This window comes from Paenibacillus sp. FSL W8-1187, assembly GCF_037965485.1.
GTDB lineage: Bacteria > Bacillota > Bacilli > Paenibacillales > Paenibacillaceae > Paenibacillus_O > Paenibacillus_O pasadenensis.
This window is the reverse complement of sequence record NZ_CP150181.1, coordinates 997170-1014398: the sequence shown is the minus strand read 5'-3', so window position 1 is coordinate 1014398 and position 17229 is coordinate 997170. Positions and strand designations below refer to the sequence as shown.

The following is a 17229-nucleotide window of genomic DNA, read 5'->3' as shown; positions in this document are numbered from 1 at the left end:
GGGTATACGCATTATCGTGACATATATTCATGCGCTGCGAGCTCGCCGGCGCGGTCATCGCAGCGCCATGCAAAAAGCTGCCGCCGGCACGAGGCCGGAGGCAGCTGTTCAGGGCGCGGCCGAGCCGCAAAGATGATGCCGGACGCGCCGGCTGCTCATGCCCGCGCTCCAGCGCCGGACACCGAGAAGGAGCGGTATCGCGTCCGGCTGCCTTCCGCGTTGGAAAACCCGACCTGCCCCCGCAAGTAGGGCCGATCTTCATCCTCGTGCTCGATCAACGTCACGCCGTTCACGCGCAGGCGCAGCCGCGCTCCGGCCGCTTCCACTTCCAGCTCGCAGGCTTCCCCCGGCTTCCAGGGAAAATCCGCTTCGGCAAGGACGGAATAGCCGTTGTCGTTTTTATACAGCGCGGCTTTGCCGTTTGGAGCGAGTCCGGCCGCATAGGACCGTATGGCTCCCTGCACGCGGAACGACAAGCGATGGCAGGCTCCTGTCTGCGGGACGAGCACGGCCTTGAACGTATAGTCGGTCCAGTAAGGATCGCCTGTGTAGCACTCCGCCGTCTCCCCGCAGAAGCCGCCGCTCAGCTGTCCGTCCTCCAGCTCCCAGAGCCCGCGCAAATAGGTGAACTGGCTCACCTCCCGATGCTGCGGGAACCAGACTTCCATCCTCTCTGCCGCGAAATCGGTCTCGTAATCCGGCTCGCCGCTGAAGGACATCTCATCCACATAGGCGATGAAGGACGAGTCCCAGCCCTCGGCCGGAACGTACTCGACGCCCGCTTCCCCGATGCAGGCCGACGCCATGCGCGGAATGTCGAGCCGCAGCGGCGTCCATCGGTCCGGCTGAAGCTCGACCGGCTCGCCATAGATCCGCTGGCCGCGGTTCACGTCCTTGACATAGACTCTGGCCGTCACGCGTCCAAGCGCCAGATCCGGCACCATCGTCTGCAGGCAGACCGTCTGGCCGGGGTACAGAATCGGGGAGAACGACGGGTCGTAGCGGCTGTCATTGAAGTCTTCCGGCCGATAATACGTCTGGACATACGCCCGATAGCCGTAGCCTCCGCGCGTCCGGTCGAACGCCACCTTCAGCGACCGCTCGCCCGCAGCCGCAGCCTCGTCCGTATTGACGACGCGGCCGGTCACATGCCAGTCGGCATCGGAGTCCAGCCGGAACGCGTGCGTGGAGCCTGGATATTCGAAGTGGAAATAGCGGCCGTCGCTGAGCAGCGCCGGACGAAGCCGCTCGGGAATCGGCTGCTCTGCGATTCGGTAGCCGAATCTTGCCGTATACGAGGCGCAGGCTGGAAGGTCGGTTATGTTCAGCGCTCCGAGCACGCTCGAGCAGCAGAGAAAATCGTTGATCGGCTCGCGCCACGAGGCGTCGATGCCTTCCAGGCCGTTGCGCACGCCCATGATCGAGCCTACGTTCGCGACGTTGCAGTCGGTGTCCCATCCGCACCTATTGCAGATGTTGATCGCTCTTCCGAAATCTCCTTCCCCGTACAGGAGGGACAGCACGATGATCGCAGAATTCGGGATGATATGGCAGACGCCCGGATGCTTGTCGTAGCCGAAGTTGTCCACGACGAACCGGCGGCACGCCCGCCAGTCGCCCGGATTCTCTTCGTGGAACGCGGCCACGGCCCGAACCATGCGCGCGTAGCCGCAATCGGACGGAATGACGGACAGCCCCGCCTCCAGAATCCGGCGCAGGTCCTGCTCGACGAATGCTTCGGCGATGCAGGCGGCGATGAACATCCCCCCATACTTGCCGTTGCCGTCATGCGTGACGCTGGCCATCTTGCCTGCGTACTCGGCGGCGAGCCGCGGATTTCCAGGCGCGATCATGCCCCAGGCGTCGATGAAGATCTGCCCCCCGATCTGCTCCGCCACCGTCTTTCCGTTCTGAGCGATGGAGCCTGACGCCGGTGCGGGAATGCCGTTCTTCAAGTTCATATAGGCGGTATGCTCCGTAGAAATTCCGTAGCCTCCCCACCAAAAGAAGCTATGCCCGTCCGGAGCATAGTTGAGCAGCGTCAGCCCCATCTGCTCCGGCGTAATCGCCGACGTGTGCGTGTAATCCTCCAATGCCCGCAGAAAGAACGGCGGGCCGTTCGTGTCGTCGTCCGCGGCGAAATTTTTAAAGGTGTGCAAATAGCCGGAAACTTCGCCAAACGTCCGCTCGATCCGCTCGTAAGACCAGTTCTCCACATTGGCGCCATGCCGCACGCCGATCGCCTTGCCCAGCCATCCGGCATAGACTCGCGAAGCGTAGTCATCCCGCAGGCGGGACGATGCGGTCCCCTCTGCCCTCCGTCCATGTTCCAATCCGCTCATCCTTTTGTCCCCTTCCTGTCGTTCCCATCGTGTATCCGCTGATTTTGCTTCTGCTCCTCCGCCTGCTCCTCCCGAAGCAGCGGCATGCGCAGCTCGGCTCGAGTGCCGCCCTCCGGACGGGCGCTGTAGCGGATGCCGTAGCGATTGCCGAAATGCAGCTTGATCCGCCGATCGACGTTTCGCACGCCGTAGCCTTCCCCGTCGGAACGGGACATCAGGCGGTTCATCTTGTCCGGATCGGCCGCCTTGAAGCCGTTGTCCTCGACGACAAGCAGCAGCTCCGAGCCGCTCGGAAGGATACGCACCCACACCTCGCCCTCTCCGTCCATCTTGCCGACGCCGTGCAGAATCGCATTCTCGACGATCGGCTGCAGGATGACTTTGGGCACGACCGTCTCCAGCATCTCCTCGGCGACATCCCAGTGCACCGCGAACACATGATTGTACCGCTCCAGCTGCAGCCTGACGTACGCCTGGATATGCTGCAGCTCCTCGCGCACGGGGACGAGCTCGCGTCCGCGGCTCAAGCCGATGCGCAGCAGCGAGGACAGGTCCTTGACCATGCGGGCGAGCTCCGGCTTGTCCTTGTCGATCGCCATCCAATAGATCGAATCGAGCGTGTTGTAGAGCAGATGGGGCGTAATCTGCGTATGGAGCGTCATCAGCTCCATCTCCTGCTGCTTCATCTCCAGCATGTAGCGTTCCTTGACCATCTGATTGACGCGCTCGGTCATGCGCTCGAACGAGGCGTACACCTTGCCGATCTCGTCGCTGCGCCGCAGCGTCGGCCCGAAGCTGAACGTCATGCCAGGCTCGTATTTCTCCGACATGCGGGCCAGCTTGTTGAGCGGGCCGAGCATGAGGCTGACGAGATAGATCAGATACCCTGCGACCAACACGAAGCACGCGGCCATCACGAGCAGCAGCACGCTCTGGTAGGACTGCTGCTGGCCGATCATCGACTTCACCGGCACCTCGTAGACGAGCCGCGTGTCGAACCTGGGCAGGTAGATATGGGTGAACAGCTCTTCCCCTCCGCGCCAGTCGAGCAGACGATAGCTCGATTCGGGACGATCGATCGCGGCGGGCAGCTCCAGCTTCTCTCCGCGCCCCCGATCGGGCATCGAGGCGAGAATCTCGGACCGGTCGTTGAGGAGGAAGACGCCGCTGCCCTCCGGGATCTGGGAGGTCCAGATATCGCTGTACAGAAGCAGCTCCAGATTCGTCACGTACAGCACCCCGAGCACCTGCTGCGGAATCCCCGGATCCATGATCGCGCGCACGAAGCAGATCGTCGGCGAGCTGTCGCCGAACGGAACGTAACGGATGACGCCGCGGCCCTTCAGCTCCGCCGCTTCCTCGTAATACGGCGGCAGCTCGCCGGACGAGCGGAAGATCAGACCGGACTTGCCCGTAGCGTACGGGAGCATGTCCTGCTGGCCGGCCATCGCCTCGGCATACAGCACGTACGGCGTCCCCTCGAGCGAGTAGCGCGAGATAAGGTCGCTGACGGCGCTGTATTTGGACAGGTCGGAGATCGCCCGCAGGTCGATCGGGCTCTTCGCGTCCTCCGTGAAGTACTCGTCGATGAACTTGAGCGTCTTTTCGTTCATGCTGCCCAGCGTACGCTCGATCGTCATGCCGTTCTGCTTGGCGAGGCGGTACAGCGTCAGGCTGACCTGATCCTTGGTCATGTCATAGGCCTTGCTGCTCGACAGCCAGCCGACGAACAGGAACGGCACGACGATGAACGCAAGGAAGCTATAGATGATCTTCTGCTTGATCTGCATCGCTCTAGCCTCCCGCTTCCGTCCTTACTTGCGGAAATCCGCCGGACTCACGCCATAATATTTCTTGAACACGCGGCTGAAATGCTCCGGCGACTCGTAGCCGATCGACTCGGCGATCTCGTAGCGCTTCATGTCGCTCGACAGCAGCAGCCGGCGCGCCTCCTCCATCCGCAGCTCCGTCAAGTAGTCCCACAGGTTTTTGTCCGTCGTCTTCTTGAACAGATAGCTGAAATAGTTCGGGCTCAAATGCACCTCGCGGGCGACATCCTGCAGCTTCAGCCCTTTGTCGCTGTAGCGGCGCTTCATGAACTCCATCGCGCGCTGGACGGTCGAGCGCTCGCGGCGCAGGTTGCCGGCGATGACCGCCGCCGCCGCTTGCGCCAGATAGCGGCGCACCTCGGGCAGCCGCTCGCGCGAGGCGACGGCCGCGGACAGCGTCTGCGGCTCGGGCGGCAGCTCCTGCGGCTCCAGCATGCCCCGGCTGTCGTCGAGCAGGCCGTGCAGGCAGTAGGCGGCTTGCAGCAGGCAGCTCGAGCGCCGCTCGTCGACGATCCCCGCCCGCTCCAGTCCGTCCATCAGCGAATCCGCCGCCGCCGCGGCCTGCGACGGATCGGTCGACTGCCGCAAATCCTTGACGAGCTGCTCCAGCTGGACCTGCCAGGCGAGCATACGCTTGTCGGCGCTGCGCTCGATATCGCCGATGAACGTTACCGGCAGCCCCCACGCAGCCGCGGATCCGTCGCCGATCGCCTCGCGCGCCTCCTGATGCAGCCGCGGGATGGAGGCCAGTCCCTGCTGCGTGCGGCTGATGCCGATCCGTCCTTCGATGCGGAGATAGTCGCGGAGATTGCGGCAGGCGCTGCGCGCGACGAGATTCACCTGAGCCAGCGCGTCGCCGCCCCACAGGCGCAGCTCCTCCTCCGTCAGCGAGAAGATCGTCGCCAGATGGCCGCCTTGCATGTAGAAGCTCAGCGACTCCCAGCCGGCCAGGCTTTCCTCGACGATGTTGAGCGCGGCGAACAGCAGCAGCTTGCGGTCCTTGACCGTAAAGCGCGTCTGGCGCAGCCTGCCCGCGCCGTCCAGATCGAGATCGATGCTCCAGACGCAGTAATACGGCCCCGGCAGACTCAGCCCAAGATCCGCCAGCACGGATCCGATCTCCTCCTCGTCCCACTCCGCTTCCTCCCCGAACCACTCGTTGAGCAGCACGGTCTTGGTCGTGATCAGCTGCTCGAAAGCGTACTTGTGCCGGATCGCAGAGTCCCAGGCGGCAATGCCGCCGCTCTGCCGCTTGTCCAGAATGCCCTGCACGACCTTGCCCAGATGCTCGGCATCGACAGGCTTGATGAGGTAGTCCAGCGCGCCGAGCCGCAGCGCCTGCTGCGCATAGTGGAAGTCCTCATGGGCAGAGATGACGATGACCGGCAGTCCGGGATGCTCCGAGAAGATGATCTCCATCAGCTCGATGCCGTTCATGCCGCCCATCTGGATGTCGGTGACGACCAGATCGAACGGCTCCAGCCGCAGGTAGTCCAGCGCCTCGAAGCCGTTGAGCGCCGTCTCCACCTTGTCGATGCCAAGACCGGAACGCAGCAGGAAGCGGCTGACCGCTCCGCAGATGATCGGCTCGTCGTCCACGATCAGCACGTTCGCCATAGCGGGATGCCTCCTTCTAAGATGTGAAAAAATCAACTTCGCGCGAGCGTCAGCCCGGCAGCTCGACGAGCGCCCAGCCGCCGGCAGGCAGCTCGAGCCGCAGCTCGCCGGCCTCGCTCCAGGCGGCGACTCTGTCGCTGGAGCGCCTCAGCGCGACAGCCGCTTCGGCAGGGAGCCGCTCTGGCAGGCGCACGCCCGATGCGACTCGCGCTTCCGACAAATTGGCGGCCGCCAGCACGCGCGGCCCGCCCGGCTTCGTCCACAGCGCCGTGAACAGATGCCTTGAGGACGGCTCCGCCGCATCGTACCGGCAGCTGCAGCCGCTGAGCCGGTCCCGCTCGCGAAGGAGCAAGGCGAAAATCGGCTCGCGCTTCTCCAGTTCTTTATACCATACAAATGGAATCGCGTCCGTCATCAGATGGACGAAGCTGACCGCGTCGGCCAGCGGATGCGACTTGGCAAGGTCGACGAAGCGCTCCAGATCGTGGTTGGCTCCGAACGCCGCCCGCCACGCTCCGTCCGGCCGCGCCTGGTGCGCGAGCGACAGATGCCGCGTCCAGCTCCTTCCGTCGAGCAGCGGCCGGCCGGTCAGCCAGCCGGTATTCATGCGGCCGAGCAGCCAGCCGTTCTCATACGTCGCATCGTGGCCGCGCTGGAAGATCGGCCCCCATACTTCGCCGATCAGCGCCGTCTCCGGGAACTCGCGCTTCATCTCGGCGCGCAGCTCCTCGATCAGGCGCACGCCGCCAAACGTCGTCTCCCAGGCGGGGCGGCCGAGATCGCGGCGCAGGTTCGCTTCCTTCCAGTGCATCGCGTCGGTCCGAAAGCCGTCGATGCCGAACGTCCGCAAGTTCCACATCGCCCAGTCGATGATGAAGCGGCGGTAGTCGGGGCTGCCCCAGTCCATGCTGTATGTGCCGTGCTCCGGGACAGGCGCGCCCGCATCCGGTCCCCAGCCGTGGGAAGCGCGGGGACGGCCGAGCTCGTCGACGGACAGCCACTCGGCATGGTCGCGGCTGAACGCCGTGCCGGTGCCGATCCCTTGCGGGATCAGGTCGAACAGCACCTTGAAGCCGAGCTCATGGGCATAGGCGACAAAAGCTTTCAGCTCCTGCTCGCTGCCGACAGGGAACGGATTGTCGTTCCAGACCGGGCTCATCCCTTCCGGATAGGCCGCCCATTCCTCGCGGCGGCTCGTATCGTCGTCGATCCGGTAATGGTCGATCAGCGCATACGGATTGCCCTGATTTTGCCATACGGGCAGCAGGTACAGCGTATTGAAGCCGAGCTCCCGATAGCGCGGCAGCCGCTTCGTCCACACCGGCAGCGGCCGGGCGTCGATCTGGAGCAGGCGCGCGTCGCGCAGCCACGCCGGCCGATCCGGCGCGCACGCGAGGCTAGTTCCGTAGGCTTCGCTGCGGAAGCGGGCCAGATGCGCCTTTAGCGAGCCTCGCGTCAGCAGAATGCCATGGCTGCCGGAGCGAAGCTTCACGCCCGGACGCAGCCAGCAGGTCAGCTTTTGCCGATGAGCGGCGGTCAGCCGCTCGCCCGTGCCGTCAATCGTCGGAAAGACGACCGCCTGCTCCGAGAACATCCAGGCCGAAGCGATCCTTCCTTCCGTCCGGTTTTCCACCGCGATCAGTCCGGATGTCTGGTCCGGGGCCGATTCGAGCCAGCCCTGCGGATAATCGGGATGCGGCTCGTTCCAGACCGTCGCGTCCAGCCTCTTTTTGGCTTCCGGAGCATAGGGACTGTCGGGAGCCGCAATTTGCCCCGGCAGCTGCAGCAGGCATTCGGCAGGATCGCCCACAATGAAGTCCGGCAGCGTGAAGCGGATCTCGGTGAGCAGCCGCTCCCCGCCGGCCCGGCATTCGAGCTCGACCGACTGGCGCACGAGGCCGTCGGCGACTTGGATGGACTGGACAACGGCGATTCCCGCCTCTTCGTAAGCGAGGAGGAGACGGTCCGGGCGGCCGGAGCCGCCGGGCTCCGCCTCGATGCCGAGCACCCGCCGGCCGGAGCCGAGCAGCGGCCGGCCTTCGATATAGGCGTCAAAAACGTGGATTGGCCCGGCGAGCACCGAATCCGCCTCGCCATCGAAGCGCAGCGCAATCCAGCGGCCGGTCGCCGCTTCCAGCTCCAGCACGGCGCCGCCATGCCGCAGCTCGAGGATGTCCGGAAAATGTCGGCGCGATGTCATCGCGTCCCCTCCCCGGTCCGGTATGCCCGGTGATGAAAGGCAAGGAATGGCATGACGAAAAAGCCCCTCTCTCCAGATCGTTGTCCCTCCAGTATAGGAGACGGTCCGGGAAGGAGCGATGATCGTTATCCGGTTTGGCGTGACGGATATTAAGGCAAGGCAGCCGGCTCAAGGTTTACGCCTCGAGCGGCCCTGCTCCCGACATCAGCGTCGCCGGCACGAGCTTCGCTAGCGGCGGCGGCATCGGCTTGCTGGCAAGCGGCGCCGCTTCCTCCAACCATTTCATGACCTGAGCGCAAAGACAGCAAGCGGCCCGCCGATCCGGCGGGCCGCTTGCTGTCTGGTCATATCGTATACACCTGCTCGCGCCGCCGCTCGGCCTCCGCATCCCGTTCGAGGATGCGGCCCAGGATCGTCCGCTCGTAATGCGCGAACGAGCTGTCATGCAGACGCGGGCGGTCGAGCCGGATGTCGAGGTCGAGCCCGATGCGCCCCTCCTCGATCAGGATGACCCGGTCGGCCAGCGCCACCGCCTCGCTCACGTCATGCGTGACGAGCACGGCGGTGAAGCCCTGCTCGCGCCACAGCCGCTCGATCAGCTGCTGCATCTCGATGCGCGTCAGCGCGTCCAGCGCGCCGAGCGGCTCGTCGAGCAGCAGCAGGCCGGGCTGCCCGCCGAGCGCGCGGGCAAGCGCGACCCGCTGCCGCTGTCCGCCGGACAGCACGCCCGGCCACTCGTCCGCCCGGTCGCCGAGGCCGACCTGCTCCAGCGCGCGCTGCGCCTGGGCGCGGTCGGTCCCGCCGCTGGCGACGCGCACGTTGTCGAGGGCGCTTTTCCACGGCAGCAGCCGCGCGTCTTGGAACAGCATCCGCGTCCGGTCGCCGATGCCCGCTACCGGCTCGCCGTCGAGGCTGACGCTGCCCGAGCTCGGGGCGTCCAGCCCCGCGATCAGCCGCAGCAGCGTGCTCTTGCCGCAGCCGCTGCGTCCGACGATGGCGACGAACTGGCCCGCCGGCACGTCGAGCTCCACTTCATGCAGCACCTGCTTATCCCCGAACCGCTTTGCCGCCTGCCGGATCTGCAGCCTCGCTCCGGATGCCGCCCGCCTCTGCTCTGCGCCCACGCCGCCCGCCTCCTTTCCTGTCGACCGCATAGTTGGGATTCCATTGCAGCAGCCGCTCCTCCAGCGCCTTGGCCGCGAGGTCGGACAGCTTGCCGAGCGCCGCATAAAGCAGGATCGCCAGCACGACGATGTCGAGCCGCATGAACTCGCGGGCGTTCATCGCCATGTAGCCGATGCCGCTGTTGGCGCTGATCGTCTCGGAGACGATCAGCGTCAGCCACATGAGGCCGAGCGCGTAGCGCACGCCGACGAGGATCGAGGCGAGAGCTCCCGGCAGGATGACATGCCGGTACAGCGCCGCGCCGCGGATCTTGTACACGCGCGCCATCTCCAGCAGGCCGGGATCGATCGAGCGGATGCCGTGCAGCGTGTTGAGGTAGATCGGGAAGAACACGCCCAGCACGACGAGAAACACCTTGGCCGTCTCGCCGATGCCGAACCAGAGGATGACGAGCGGGATCAGCGCCAGATGGGGCACGTTGCGCACCATCTGGATCGTGCTGTCGAGCAGCCGGTTGGCGCTGTGGGACAGGCCGTTCAGCAGTCCCAGCGCGAAGCCGATGCCGCCGCCGATGAGGAAGCCGAGCAGCGCCCGCTGGGTGCTGCTCCAGATGTAGCGCAGCAGCTCGCCGGTGCGGGCGAGCTGGATGCCCGCTTCCGCCACCTTGAGCGGCGTAGGAAGCGTGCGCGAGGACACGGCGCCGTAATGCCCGAGCAGCTGCCAGGCGACCAGGATGGCCGCCGGCACCAGGAACGGGGTCAGGCGGCTGTCCGTCCAGGAACGTTTGGATGCGGACCTTTCGATGGGTACCTCCTCCTTCTGCCCTCGAATGACGGGCCTAGCGTCCGCCGGAGGCGACCGCGTCCGGCAGCAGGTCGTTGGCGACGATCTCGCCGGACGCCCGCAGGCGCGTGCGGATCGGCTCGGCCTGCGGCTTCAGGTCGAGCAGCGGGAACAGCAGCTCGGCGGTGCGGTAGGCTTCCTCCAGATGCGGATAGCCGGACAGGATGAACGTGTCGATGCCGAGCGACTCGTATTCGCGGATGCGCTCGGCGACCGTCTGCGGATCGCCGACGAGCGCCGTGCCGGCTCCGCCGCGCACGAGGCCGACGCCGGCCCACAGGTTCGGCGAGATCTCCAGCTTGGAGCGGTCTCCGCCATGCAGCCGGGCCATCCGCTGCTGGCCGACCGAGTCGTAGCGGGCGAACACCTTTTGCGCCTCGGCGATCGTGCGGTCGTCCACATGGCGGATGAGCTCGTCGGCCGCCTGCCACGCCTGCTCGTTCGTCTCGCGCACGATGACATGCAGCCGGATGCCGAAGCGCAGCTTGCGCCCGCGGGCGGCGGCCGCCACGCGCGCCTGGTCGAGCTTGGCGGCGACGTCGGCCGGAGGCTCGCCCCAGGTCAGGTAGACGTCGGCATGGTCGGCGGCGACCTCCTGGCCCGCCGGCGACGAGCCGCCGAAGTAAAGCGGCGGATACGGCTGCTGCAGCGGCGGATAGAGCAGCTGCCCGCCGTCGCTTCGCAGATGCTTGCCTTGGAAATGCACCTTTTCGCCGGACAGGAACTGCCGATAGATGCTCAGGAACTCATCGGTCAGCTCATAGCGCTCGCCATGCGGCAGGAACAGGCCGTCTCCGGCCAGCTCCTCCGGATCGCCGCCCGTCACGATGTTCACGAGCAGCCGCCCGCCGGACAGCCGGTCGAACGTGGACGCCATGCGCGCCGCCGTCGCCGGCGCCATCATGCCAGGGCGGATCGCCACCAGATACTTGAGCCGCTGCGTCGCCGGGATGAGCGCCGAGGCGGCGACCCAGGCGTCCTCGCAGGAGCGGCCCGTCGGCAGCAGCACGCCGCCGTAGCCGAGCCGGTCGGCCGCCACGGCGATCTGCTTCATATAGTCGTAGTCGACGACGCGGGCGCCGTCGCTCGTGCCGAGATAGCGGCCGTCTCCATGCAGCGGGATGAACCAGAACAAATCCATTGTTTTCTCCTCCTCAAGGCTTCTTCCAGGCGGCTTCCTTCACGTCGAGCTTCTCGGGAATGAGCTTCAGCTCCAGGAACGCGTCGGCGATGCGCTGCTGCTCGGCAAGCGTCCCGTCGTCGATCTCCTCGATGCCGAAGGCGCGATGGCCCATCGCCTGCTCCAGGGACGGCACGTCGATGCCGAGCTCCGGCGACAGCAGCTCCGCCGCCCGCTTCGGATCCTCCTCCGCCCACACGTCGGCTTCCTTCAAGGCGTCCAGCACGACCTCCACCGCCTCGGCATGCTTATCCGCGAACGAGCGCGAGGCGAGCACGAACTCATAGTTCTTGACGAGGCCCTCTCCGTCGGCGAGCACCCTCGCCTTGGTCGCGAGCTGCGCCGCCGAGTAGAATGGCTCCCAGATGACCCAGGCGTCGACGCTGCCGCTCTCGAACGCGGCCCTCGCGTCTGCCGGCGGCAGGAACACCGTCTCGATGTCGCCGTACGGGACGCCGGCCTGCTCCAGCGCCTTCACGAGCAGGTAATGCACGTTCGAGCCTTTGTTGAGCGCGACCTTCTTGCCCTTCAGGTCGGCGACGGACTGAATCGGAGAGTTCTCCGACACGAGGATCGCCTCCGCCTTGGGACTTGCGGGCGAGCGGGCCAGGTAGACGAGCGGCGTGCCGGCCGCCTGCGCGAAGATCGGCGGCGCCTCGCCGGTGTGGCCGATGTCCACGCTGCCGACGTTCATCGCCTCGAGCAGCTGCGGGCCGCCGGGGAACAGCGTCCATTCGGCCTTGTAGCCGATCTCCGCCAGCTTCTCGTCGAGCCCGCCCTTGCCCTTGAGCAGGTTGACGCTGCCGTACTTCTGGTAGCCGATATGGATGACGCCGCCTTTTGAGGCCGGGTCGGAGCTGCCTCCGTTCGCCGGCTCATCGCCGGCGCTGCCGCATGCTGCGGCAGCCAGCAGAAGCGCCCCGCTCAGCAGCAGGCCGACGGTTTTGCGCCATGATCGTTCTCTCATCTTCATCCACTCCATCCGATGTCAATTCCAACTAATCAACTTTGAATAATCGAAAATTATCACCGCCATAAGAAGATGTCAACAAAAGGAGGAAAAAGGAGGAGCTGCGAGGACGAATGAGGAGAAATGAGGAACATCGAGAATGCGGCGGCACGGCGGGGATTGATCTTTGCACCTCCGTCCGCTAAAGTGAATCTTATATAATTCCCACCTGTTAACTTGGATAAATGAATCGCTCGACTATCTGCCGATCGGCTACCCGAGGAGGAGACCTGCCCATGCAAGCGTTCAATCTGATTCCGCTTCAGGAAGCGATGCAGCTGCTCGGCGTCAGCCGGGCTACGATCGACCGCTGGCGCAAGGAGCGGCAGCTGCCTGTCGTCAAGCTCGGCAAGGAGGTGTGGGTCGACCGCTCGCAGCTGGAGCAGTGGGTGCGCGCACGCGGCGGGCTCGCCGGGACGGACGCCGGCCGGTTTGCCGGGACGGAGCCGTCGCCGGACGCCGACGGGGCCTCAAGTCCGCTCCGAGCGGAGCTGCCCCCGGCAGCCGGCGCTTTTCCCAGCTTTGCCGGGTTCGCGGCTGCCGCGCGGACAGAGCGCTTCATCACGGTCGGCTATCAGAGCGGCGCCGCCCTGCTCTGGAGCGCGCTCGTCGTCAAGCGCCTCGGCTGGTTCGAGGAGGAGCTGGCTCTGCTCGAGCCGCATGCGCGGTGGCGCGTCTCCTGGCGGCATGCCGACAGCGGCATGGAGCTGGTGGAGGAGCTGATCGCCGGACGCGTGCAGATCGCCTCGGTCGGCGACTACCCGATCGCCGCGAGCCGCGAGCTCGGGCGGCTACTGCCGCGCTTCCGGCCGCAGATGCTCGCCTTCGACGGCAAGAGCGAGGGCGGCTCCGGCATCTCGCTCGTCGTCCGCGCCGGCAGCGGCATGCGCCGGGAGGAGCAGCTCGGCTCCTCGCTCATCTCGACGGTCGGGCGCTCCAGCGCCTCTCGCCGGCTGCAGGAAGTGCTGCGGCGCGGCCGCCTCGACGGCACGCCGGTGCTGCATCACGGACGGATGGCCGATTGCCTCGGCGGACTGCTGGACGGACGGACCGAGGCGGCGATGCTTTGGGAGCCGTATCTGACGTGGGTGCGGAGGATCGGAGCGGGCGTCGCCTTGGAGGGAGAGAGCGGCGGCGGCGACTACCTGACCGGCATCATGGCGGATGCCGGCTGGGCCGAGGCCCAGCAGTCCGCTGCGGTCGCCTATCTCAAGGCGCATCTGCGGGCCCATGCGCTCATGCGCCGCGATCCCGGAGCCGCCGCCGTGCTGATCGGGGAGGAAAGCGGCTTTCCGCTCGAGGTCGTCGCCTCCGTCCTCGGCTCCATCCGCTGGGATGCCAGCGTGTCGAGCCGCGACCTCGCGACGCTCGACCGGCTCGAGCCGGCGGCCCGCGCGGCCGGCGCAGACACGCCGGATCGCGGCGAGGCGCTGCGCAGAGCCATGCAGGAGGCGGCGTCTCCGCCGGCGTTCCGGCCGTCCTATCTGCAGGAGGCGGTGCGGGCGCTCCGCCTGCCGAGCCTGCCGGACATCCCTCTTCCGCAGGAGTGGGCGGAGGACGGCATTTATTGAGGGCGACGGCGGGCGATCAACCAAAAACAAATGACCGCAAGGAGGAACCAGGCCGATGAAAGCAAAGGCTCGCCGGATAAGCTCAAAACTCCGGTCCGCAAACGTTGTCCTCCATGACGGAGCAGGCTCGCCTCCACGCGCCGAGCCAGCTGCGGGCCGCCCGGAAGAAGCCGAGCTTTATCGGCCTCTTACGATCAACTTCGGCTCGCTCGCGCTGCCTCCGACGCTGCGCCTGCTGCAGCGGTGGAACGAATCGCTCGGCGACTCCGAGACCTTTTACGGCCTTTTCGGATTTTACTTGCAGACCGGCGGCTTCAGATATGCGAATACGCCCTGCGATGCGGTCGTATTCGGCTCGACGGGCATGGACGGCATTCACTTCGCGCTGCTGACGGACTTCGGCCGCTCGGCCGATCTGGGGCAAGCGCCGGTCATCTGCGTGTCGCCCATGGAATTCGACGATCCGAGCACCGTCATCGCGCGCAATCTAAGAGAGTTCCTCTCCTACGGGGAGCAGGATTGGGCGCTGTTCTACAACGTTTTTGCCGATGAGCGGCAATGGAGAAGCTTCCAGGAGAAGTCCGCCCGAGAGCAGGCCGAATCGCAATGGCGAAGGAGCGACGAGGAGGAAAGCCGGCTCGGCGCGCTCCGCAAGCAATTCCTGGCAGAGGCCGGCCTCAGCGCGATGGCTGACGGCTGGACGAACCTGCAGGCCGTCCGTCTGGAGCGGGCGGAGCGGCGCTCCATCCCGACCGCCGACAGCCTGGGCGTCATCGAGCCTGCCGAGCCGGGCTGGAACGGGACGCTCCCTCCGCTCGGCCGCGACACATCCCCGGATGAAAGCGAGCTGGAGCCGTGGCTGCGCCAAGCGCCGCGTCATGCCAGGCTGGCGGCGATCCGCCTGCTCCAGCATCACGGACTTTCCCCCGCCCTCGCGGCGCTGCTCGCCGACGAGCTGCAGGCGCTAGGTCTCGGCGAGGACGCGCTTCGACTGCTGTTCGAATGATTTCATGCCCTTCGAGCTTTCATTCCAAGAATCTTGATTTGATTCACGCCGGAATAGTAAAATGAATGGGCTTGGAAGAATCATCCCGAATGAAGACGGAAGCGGAGGAGCCGAGCCCCTATGCTGGACATCACCATCAATGAGCCCGATCGGCTGGTGCAGATCGCGCATGCGTTGTCGACCCGGGCCAGGGTCGACATCCTCCGGCTGCTGAACGCGAAGAGCCTGAACGTCATCGAGATCGCGGAAGCGCTGCAGCTGCCCGTATCGACCGTGGCCAACCATGTGAAGCTGCTGGAAGCCGCCAAGCTCATCCACACCGAGCTGCTGCCGGCGACGCGAGGCGCGATGAAGGTATGCAGCCGCAGCTACGACGACATCCTGATCACGCTCAATACATCGGTCCACTGGTCCAAGGACGACGTGTCCGTCTACGAGGTCGAGCTGCCGATCGGCCAGTACAGCAACTGCGAGGTGCATCCGACCTGCGGCCAGGCCAGCGCCGAGGGCATGCTCATCCGCGAGGACGAGCCGGCCAGCTTTTATCACCCGAACCATGTCGGCGCGCAGCTCATCTGGTTCCGCAAAGGCTACCTGGACTACCTGCTGCCGCTCGAGCTGCCGAAAAACGCCCGCCCCGAAGCGATCGAGTTCTCCATGGAGCTGTGCTCGGAGGCGCCGAACTTCGACAACGACTGGCCCTCGGACATCACGCTCTGGATCAACGACGTCGAGATCGGCACGTGGACGAGTCCCGGAGATTTCGGCGACCGGCGCGGCAAGCTGAACCCCGACTGGTGGATCGACTGGGCGACGCAGTACGGCCTGCTCAAAACCTGGCGCGTCGACAAGGAACGGACGACGATCGACATGGACAAGGTGTCCGACGTCTCGCTCGCCGATCTGGCGCTGGAGGGCCGCCACCATCTGAAGCTGCGGATCGGCATCAAGTCCGACGCGCTGCACAAGGGCGGCATCAACCTGTTCGGGCGGCAATTCGGCGACTATCCGCAGGATATCGTCATGAAAGTGCATTACGTTCTTGCCGATCCAGATTGAACACTCCTCCACCTAAAGAGGCGGGGGATTCTTGGGTAGTTGCTTCTATCGAAGCAGAGTTCACCAAGCGATCCCTGCGGTTCCCGCAGTTCATAGGGCAAGGCCGTTAGACAGCCATCTGTTCGATGTTGTGTGCGGCGTTCTCGTCCCGATCATGCAGCGTCTGGCAGACGGGACAGGTCCACTTCCGAACGGACAGGTTCTTGACCTCCGGGTGAACGTGGCCGCACACGTGGCACGTCTGACTCGTCGGCGCAAAGGAGTCGGCCACCTTCAGCTGGCGACCATACCACTCCGACTTGTAGGTTATCTGTCGCCTGAATTCGCTCCAGGACGCATCGGCGATCGACTTGGCCAGACGAGGGCTCTGCAGCATGTTCGCCACCCGCAAGCCTTCGATGTGGATCGTTTGGTTTTCACGAACCAGCTTCGTCGTCAGCTTGTGCAGGAAGTCATGGCGAACGTTGGCGATCTTCTCGTGGATGAGGGCGACCTGGCGCTTGGCTTTCTGCCAGTTGGCTCCGCCCTTTGTGCGGCGAGCCAGTCGGCGTTGCCAAGCCGCCAGCTTGCGCTCGTAGCGGCGGAACGTCCTGGGATTCTCGACACTGAGTCCGTCCGAACAGACGGCAAATTCCTTTAGTCCCAGGTCGATGCCGACGGTCTTATTCTCCTGCGGCAAGGGCTGGACGTCGAGCTCGCAGACGATGGCGACAAAGAATTTGCCTGCCGCATTCCGACGGACCGTGGCCGACAGAATTCGGCCTTCCAGCGGCCTTGATGCCGCAAAGCGGATCCAGCCGAGCTTGGGCAGTTTGAGCTGATTGCCGTTTACCGCAATGTTGCCATTCGTCTGCCGAGTGGTATAGCTCTGCACCGGATTTTTACGGCTCTTGAACCGTGGCTGTCGATTCTGACGTTTAAAAAAGCGGTCAAAGCTGTCCGCCACGTGTCGAACGGCGGATTGCAAGGCAATGCTGTCGACCGCCTTGAGCCACTCGTGCTCGCCTTTCAAGGCAGGCAGCTGTGTGGCACAAGCGTTGTAGGACAGCCCGTTGCCGGTCTCCTCATAGCGTGCGTTCCACAGGCTCAGGAAATAATTGAAGACAAACCGGCAACAGCCGAACATCTGCCCGATGAGCTGTTGTTGCGACTCTGACGGGTAGATCCGGTACTTGTACGCCTTATGCACCAACATGCCACACACCTCCTGGATGTTTTTTTGATATTATAGCACATACGTTCGCTCCAAAACACCAAAACCGCCGGTTCATCTCCTTCCATGAATCGGCTGTAATGATAAAGAGGCTTATGCTACAAGATATCTGTAGCATAAGCCTCTTTATTTTATTTATTTTCGTATTTCCGCATGAAAGCGTTGACAAAGACCGTTTTCAGCTTTATATTCGGCTTAAAGGTACATGTTTCATGTAATAAAACATAATTGTTGT

At 64.8% G+C, this 17229-nt stretch carries 12 protein-coding genes; 3 read left to right on the top strand and 9 right to left on the bottom strand.

Annotation, left to right across the window (positions count from 1 at the left end; all coding sequences use genetic code 11):
* Positions 1-155: 155 nt before the first annotated feature.
* From NYE40_RS04450 to NYE40_RS04415, 8 genes are all read right to left on the bottom strand, one after another.
* Entirely contained in the window at positions 156-2342 is a 2187-nt protein-coding gene (locus NYE40_RS04450) for an ADP-ribosylglycohydrolase family protein (protein ID WP_339279366.1), read from the bottom strand.
* A complete protein-coding gene (locus NYE40_RS04445) occupies positions 2339-4132 on the bottom strand; it encodes a histidine kinase (RefSeq protein WP_339279365.1) in 1794 nt (597 codons plus the stop codon). Before NYE40_RS04445 ends, NYE40_RS04450 begins: the two co-directional genes overlap by 4 nt.
* Before the next feature lie 24 nt (positions 4133-4156).
* Positions 4157-5788 (bottom strand): response regulator, encoded by a 1632-nt coding sequence (locus NYE40_RS04440; protein ID WP_339279364.1) that lies wholly within the window; start codon positions 5786-5788, stop codon positions 4157-4159.
* Positions 5789-5837: 49 nt separating this feature from the next.
* Positions 5838-7988, bottom strand: coding sequence for a hypothetical protein (locus NYE40_RS04435; RefSeq protein ID WP_339279363.1), 2151 nt, complete (start codon positions 7986-7988; stop codon positions 5838-5840).
* A gap of 344 nt (positions 7989-8332) precedes the next feature.
* Positions 8333-9112, bottom strand: a complete 780-nt coding sequence (locus NYE40_RS04430; protein ID WP_339279361.1) for an ATP-binding cassette domain-containing protein — start codon at positions 9110-9112, stop codon at positions 8333-8335.
* Positions 9036-9860, bottom strand: coding sequence for an ABC transporter permease subunit (locus tag NYE40_RS04425; RefSeq protein ID WP_339279359.1), 825 nt, complete (start codon positions 9858-9860; stop codon positions 9036-9038). Before NYE40_RS04425 ends, NYE40_RS04430 begins: the two co-directional genes overlap by 77 nt.
* 91 nt (positions 9861-9951) lie before the next feature.
* Complete coding sequence (ssuD, locus tag NYE40_RS04420; protein WP_339279358.1) at positions 9952-11097, bottom strand: FMNH2-dependent alkanesulfonate monooxygenase; 1146 nt, start codon at positions 11095-11097, stop codon at positions 9952-9954.
* Between the two features lie 13 nt (positions 11098-11110).
* Positions 11111-12103, bottom strand: a complete 993-nt coding sequence (locus NYE40_RS04415; RefSeq protein ID WP_339279357.1) for a sulfonate ABC transporter substrate-binding protein — start codon at positions 12101-12103, stop codon at positions 11111-11113.
* 278 nt (positions 12104-12381) lie between these two features.
* Between NYE40_RS04415 and NYE40_RS04410 the strand changes: the two genes are divergently transcribed.
* The 3 genes from NYE40_RS04410 (at position 12382) to NYE40_RS04400 (ending at position 15781) form a co-directional block, all read left to right on the top strand.
* Positions 12382-13716, top strand: a complete 1335-nt coding sequence (locus tag NYE40_RS04410) for a helix-turn-helix domain-containing protein (RefSeq protein WP_339279356.1) — start codon at positions 12382-12384, stop codon at positions 13714-13716.
* 55 nt (positions 13717-13771) lie between these two features.
* The gene (locus NYE40_RS04405) at positions 13772-14722 is read left to right on the top strand and encodes a hypothetical protein (RefSeq protein WP_339279355.1); all 951 of its coding nucleotides are present in this window, start codon (positions 13772-13774) and stop codon (positions 14720-14722) included.
* Between the two features lie 120 nt (positions 14723-14842).
* Entirely contained in the window at positions 14843-15781 is a 939-nt protein-coding gene (locus tag NYE40_RS04400; RefSeq protein WP_339279353.1) for an ArsR family transcriptional regulator, read from the top strand.
* Between the two features lie 106 nt (positions 15782-15887).
* Here NYE40_RS04400 and tnpB read toward each other — a convergent pair whose 3' ends face one another.
* Positions 15888-16976 (bottom strand): IS200/IS605 family element RNA-guided endonuclease TnpB, encoded by a 1089-nt coding sequence (gene tnpB, locus NYE40_RS04395; protein WP_339279351.1) that lies wholly within the window; start codon positions 16974-16976, stop codon positions 15888-15890.
* Positions 16977-17229 lie beyond the last annotated feature (253 nt).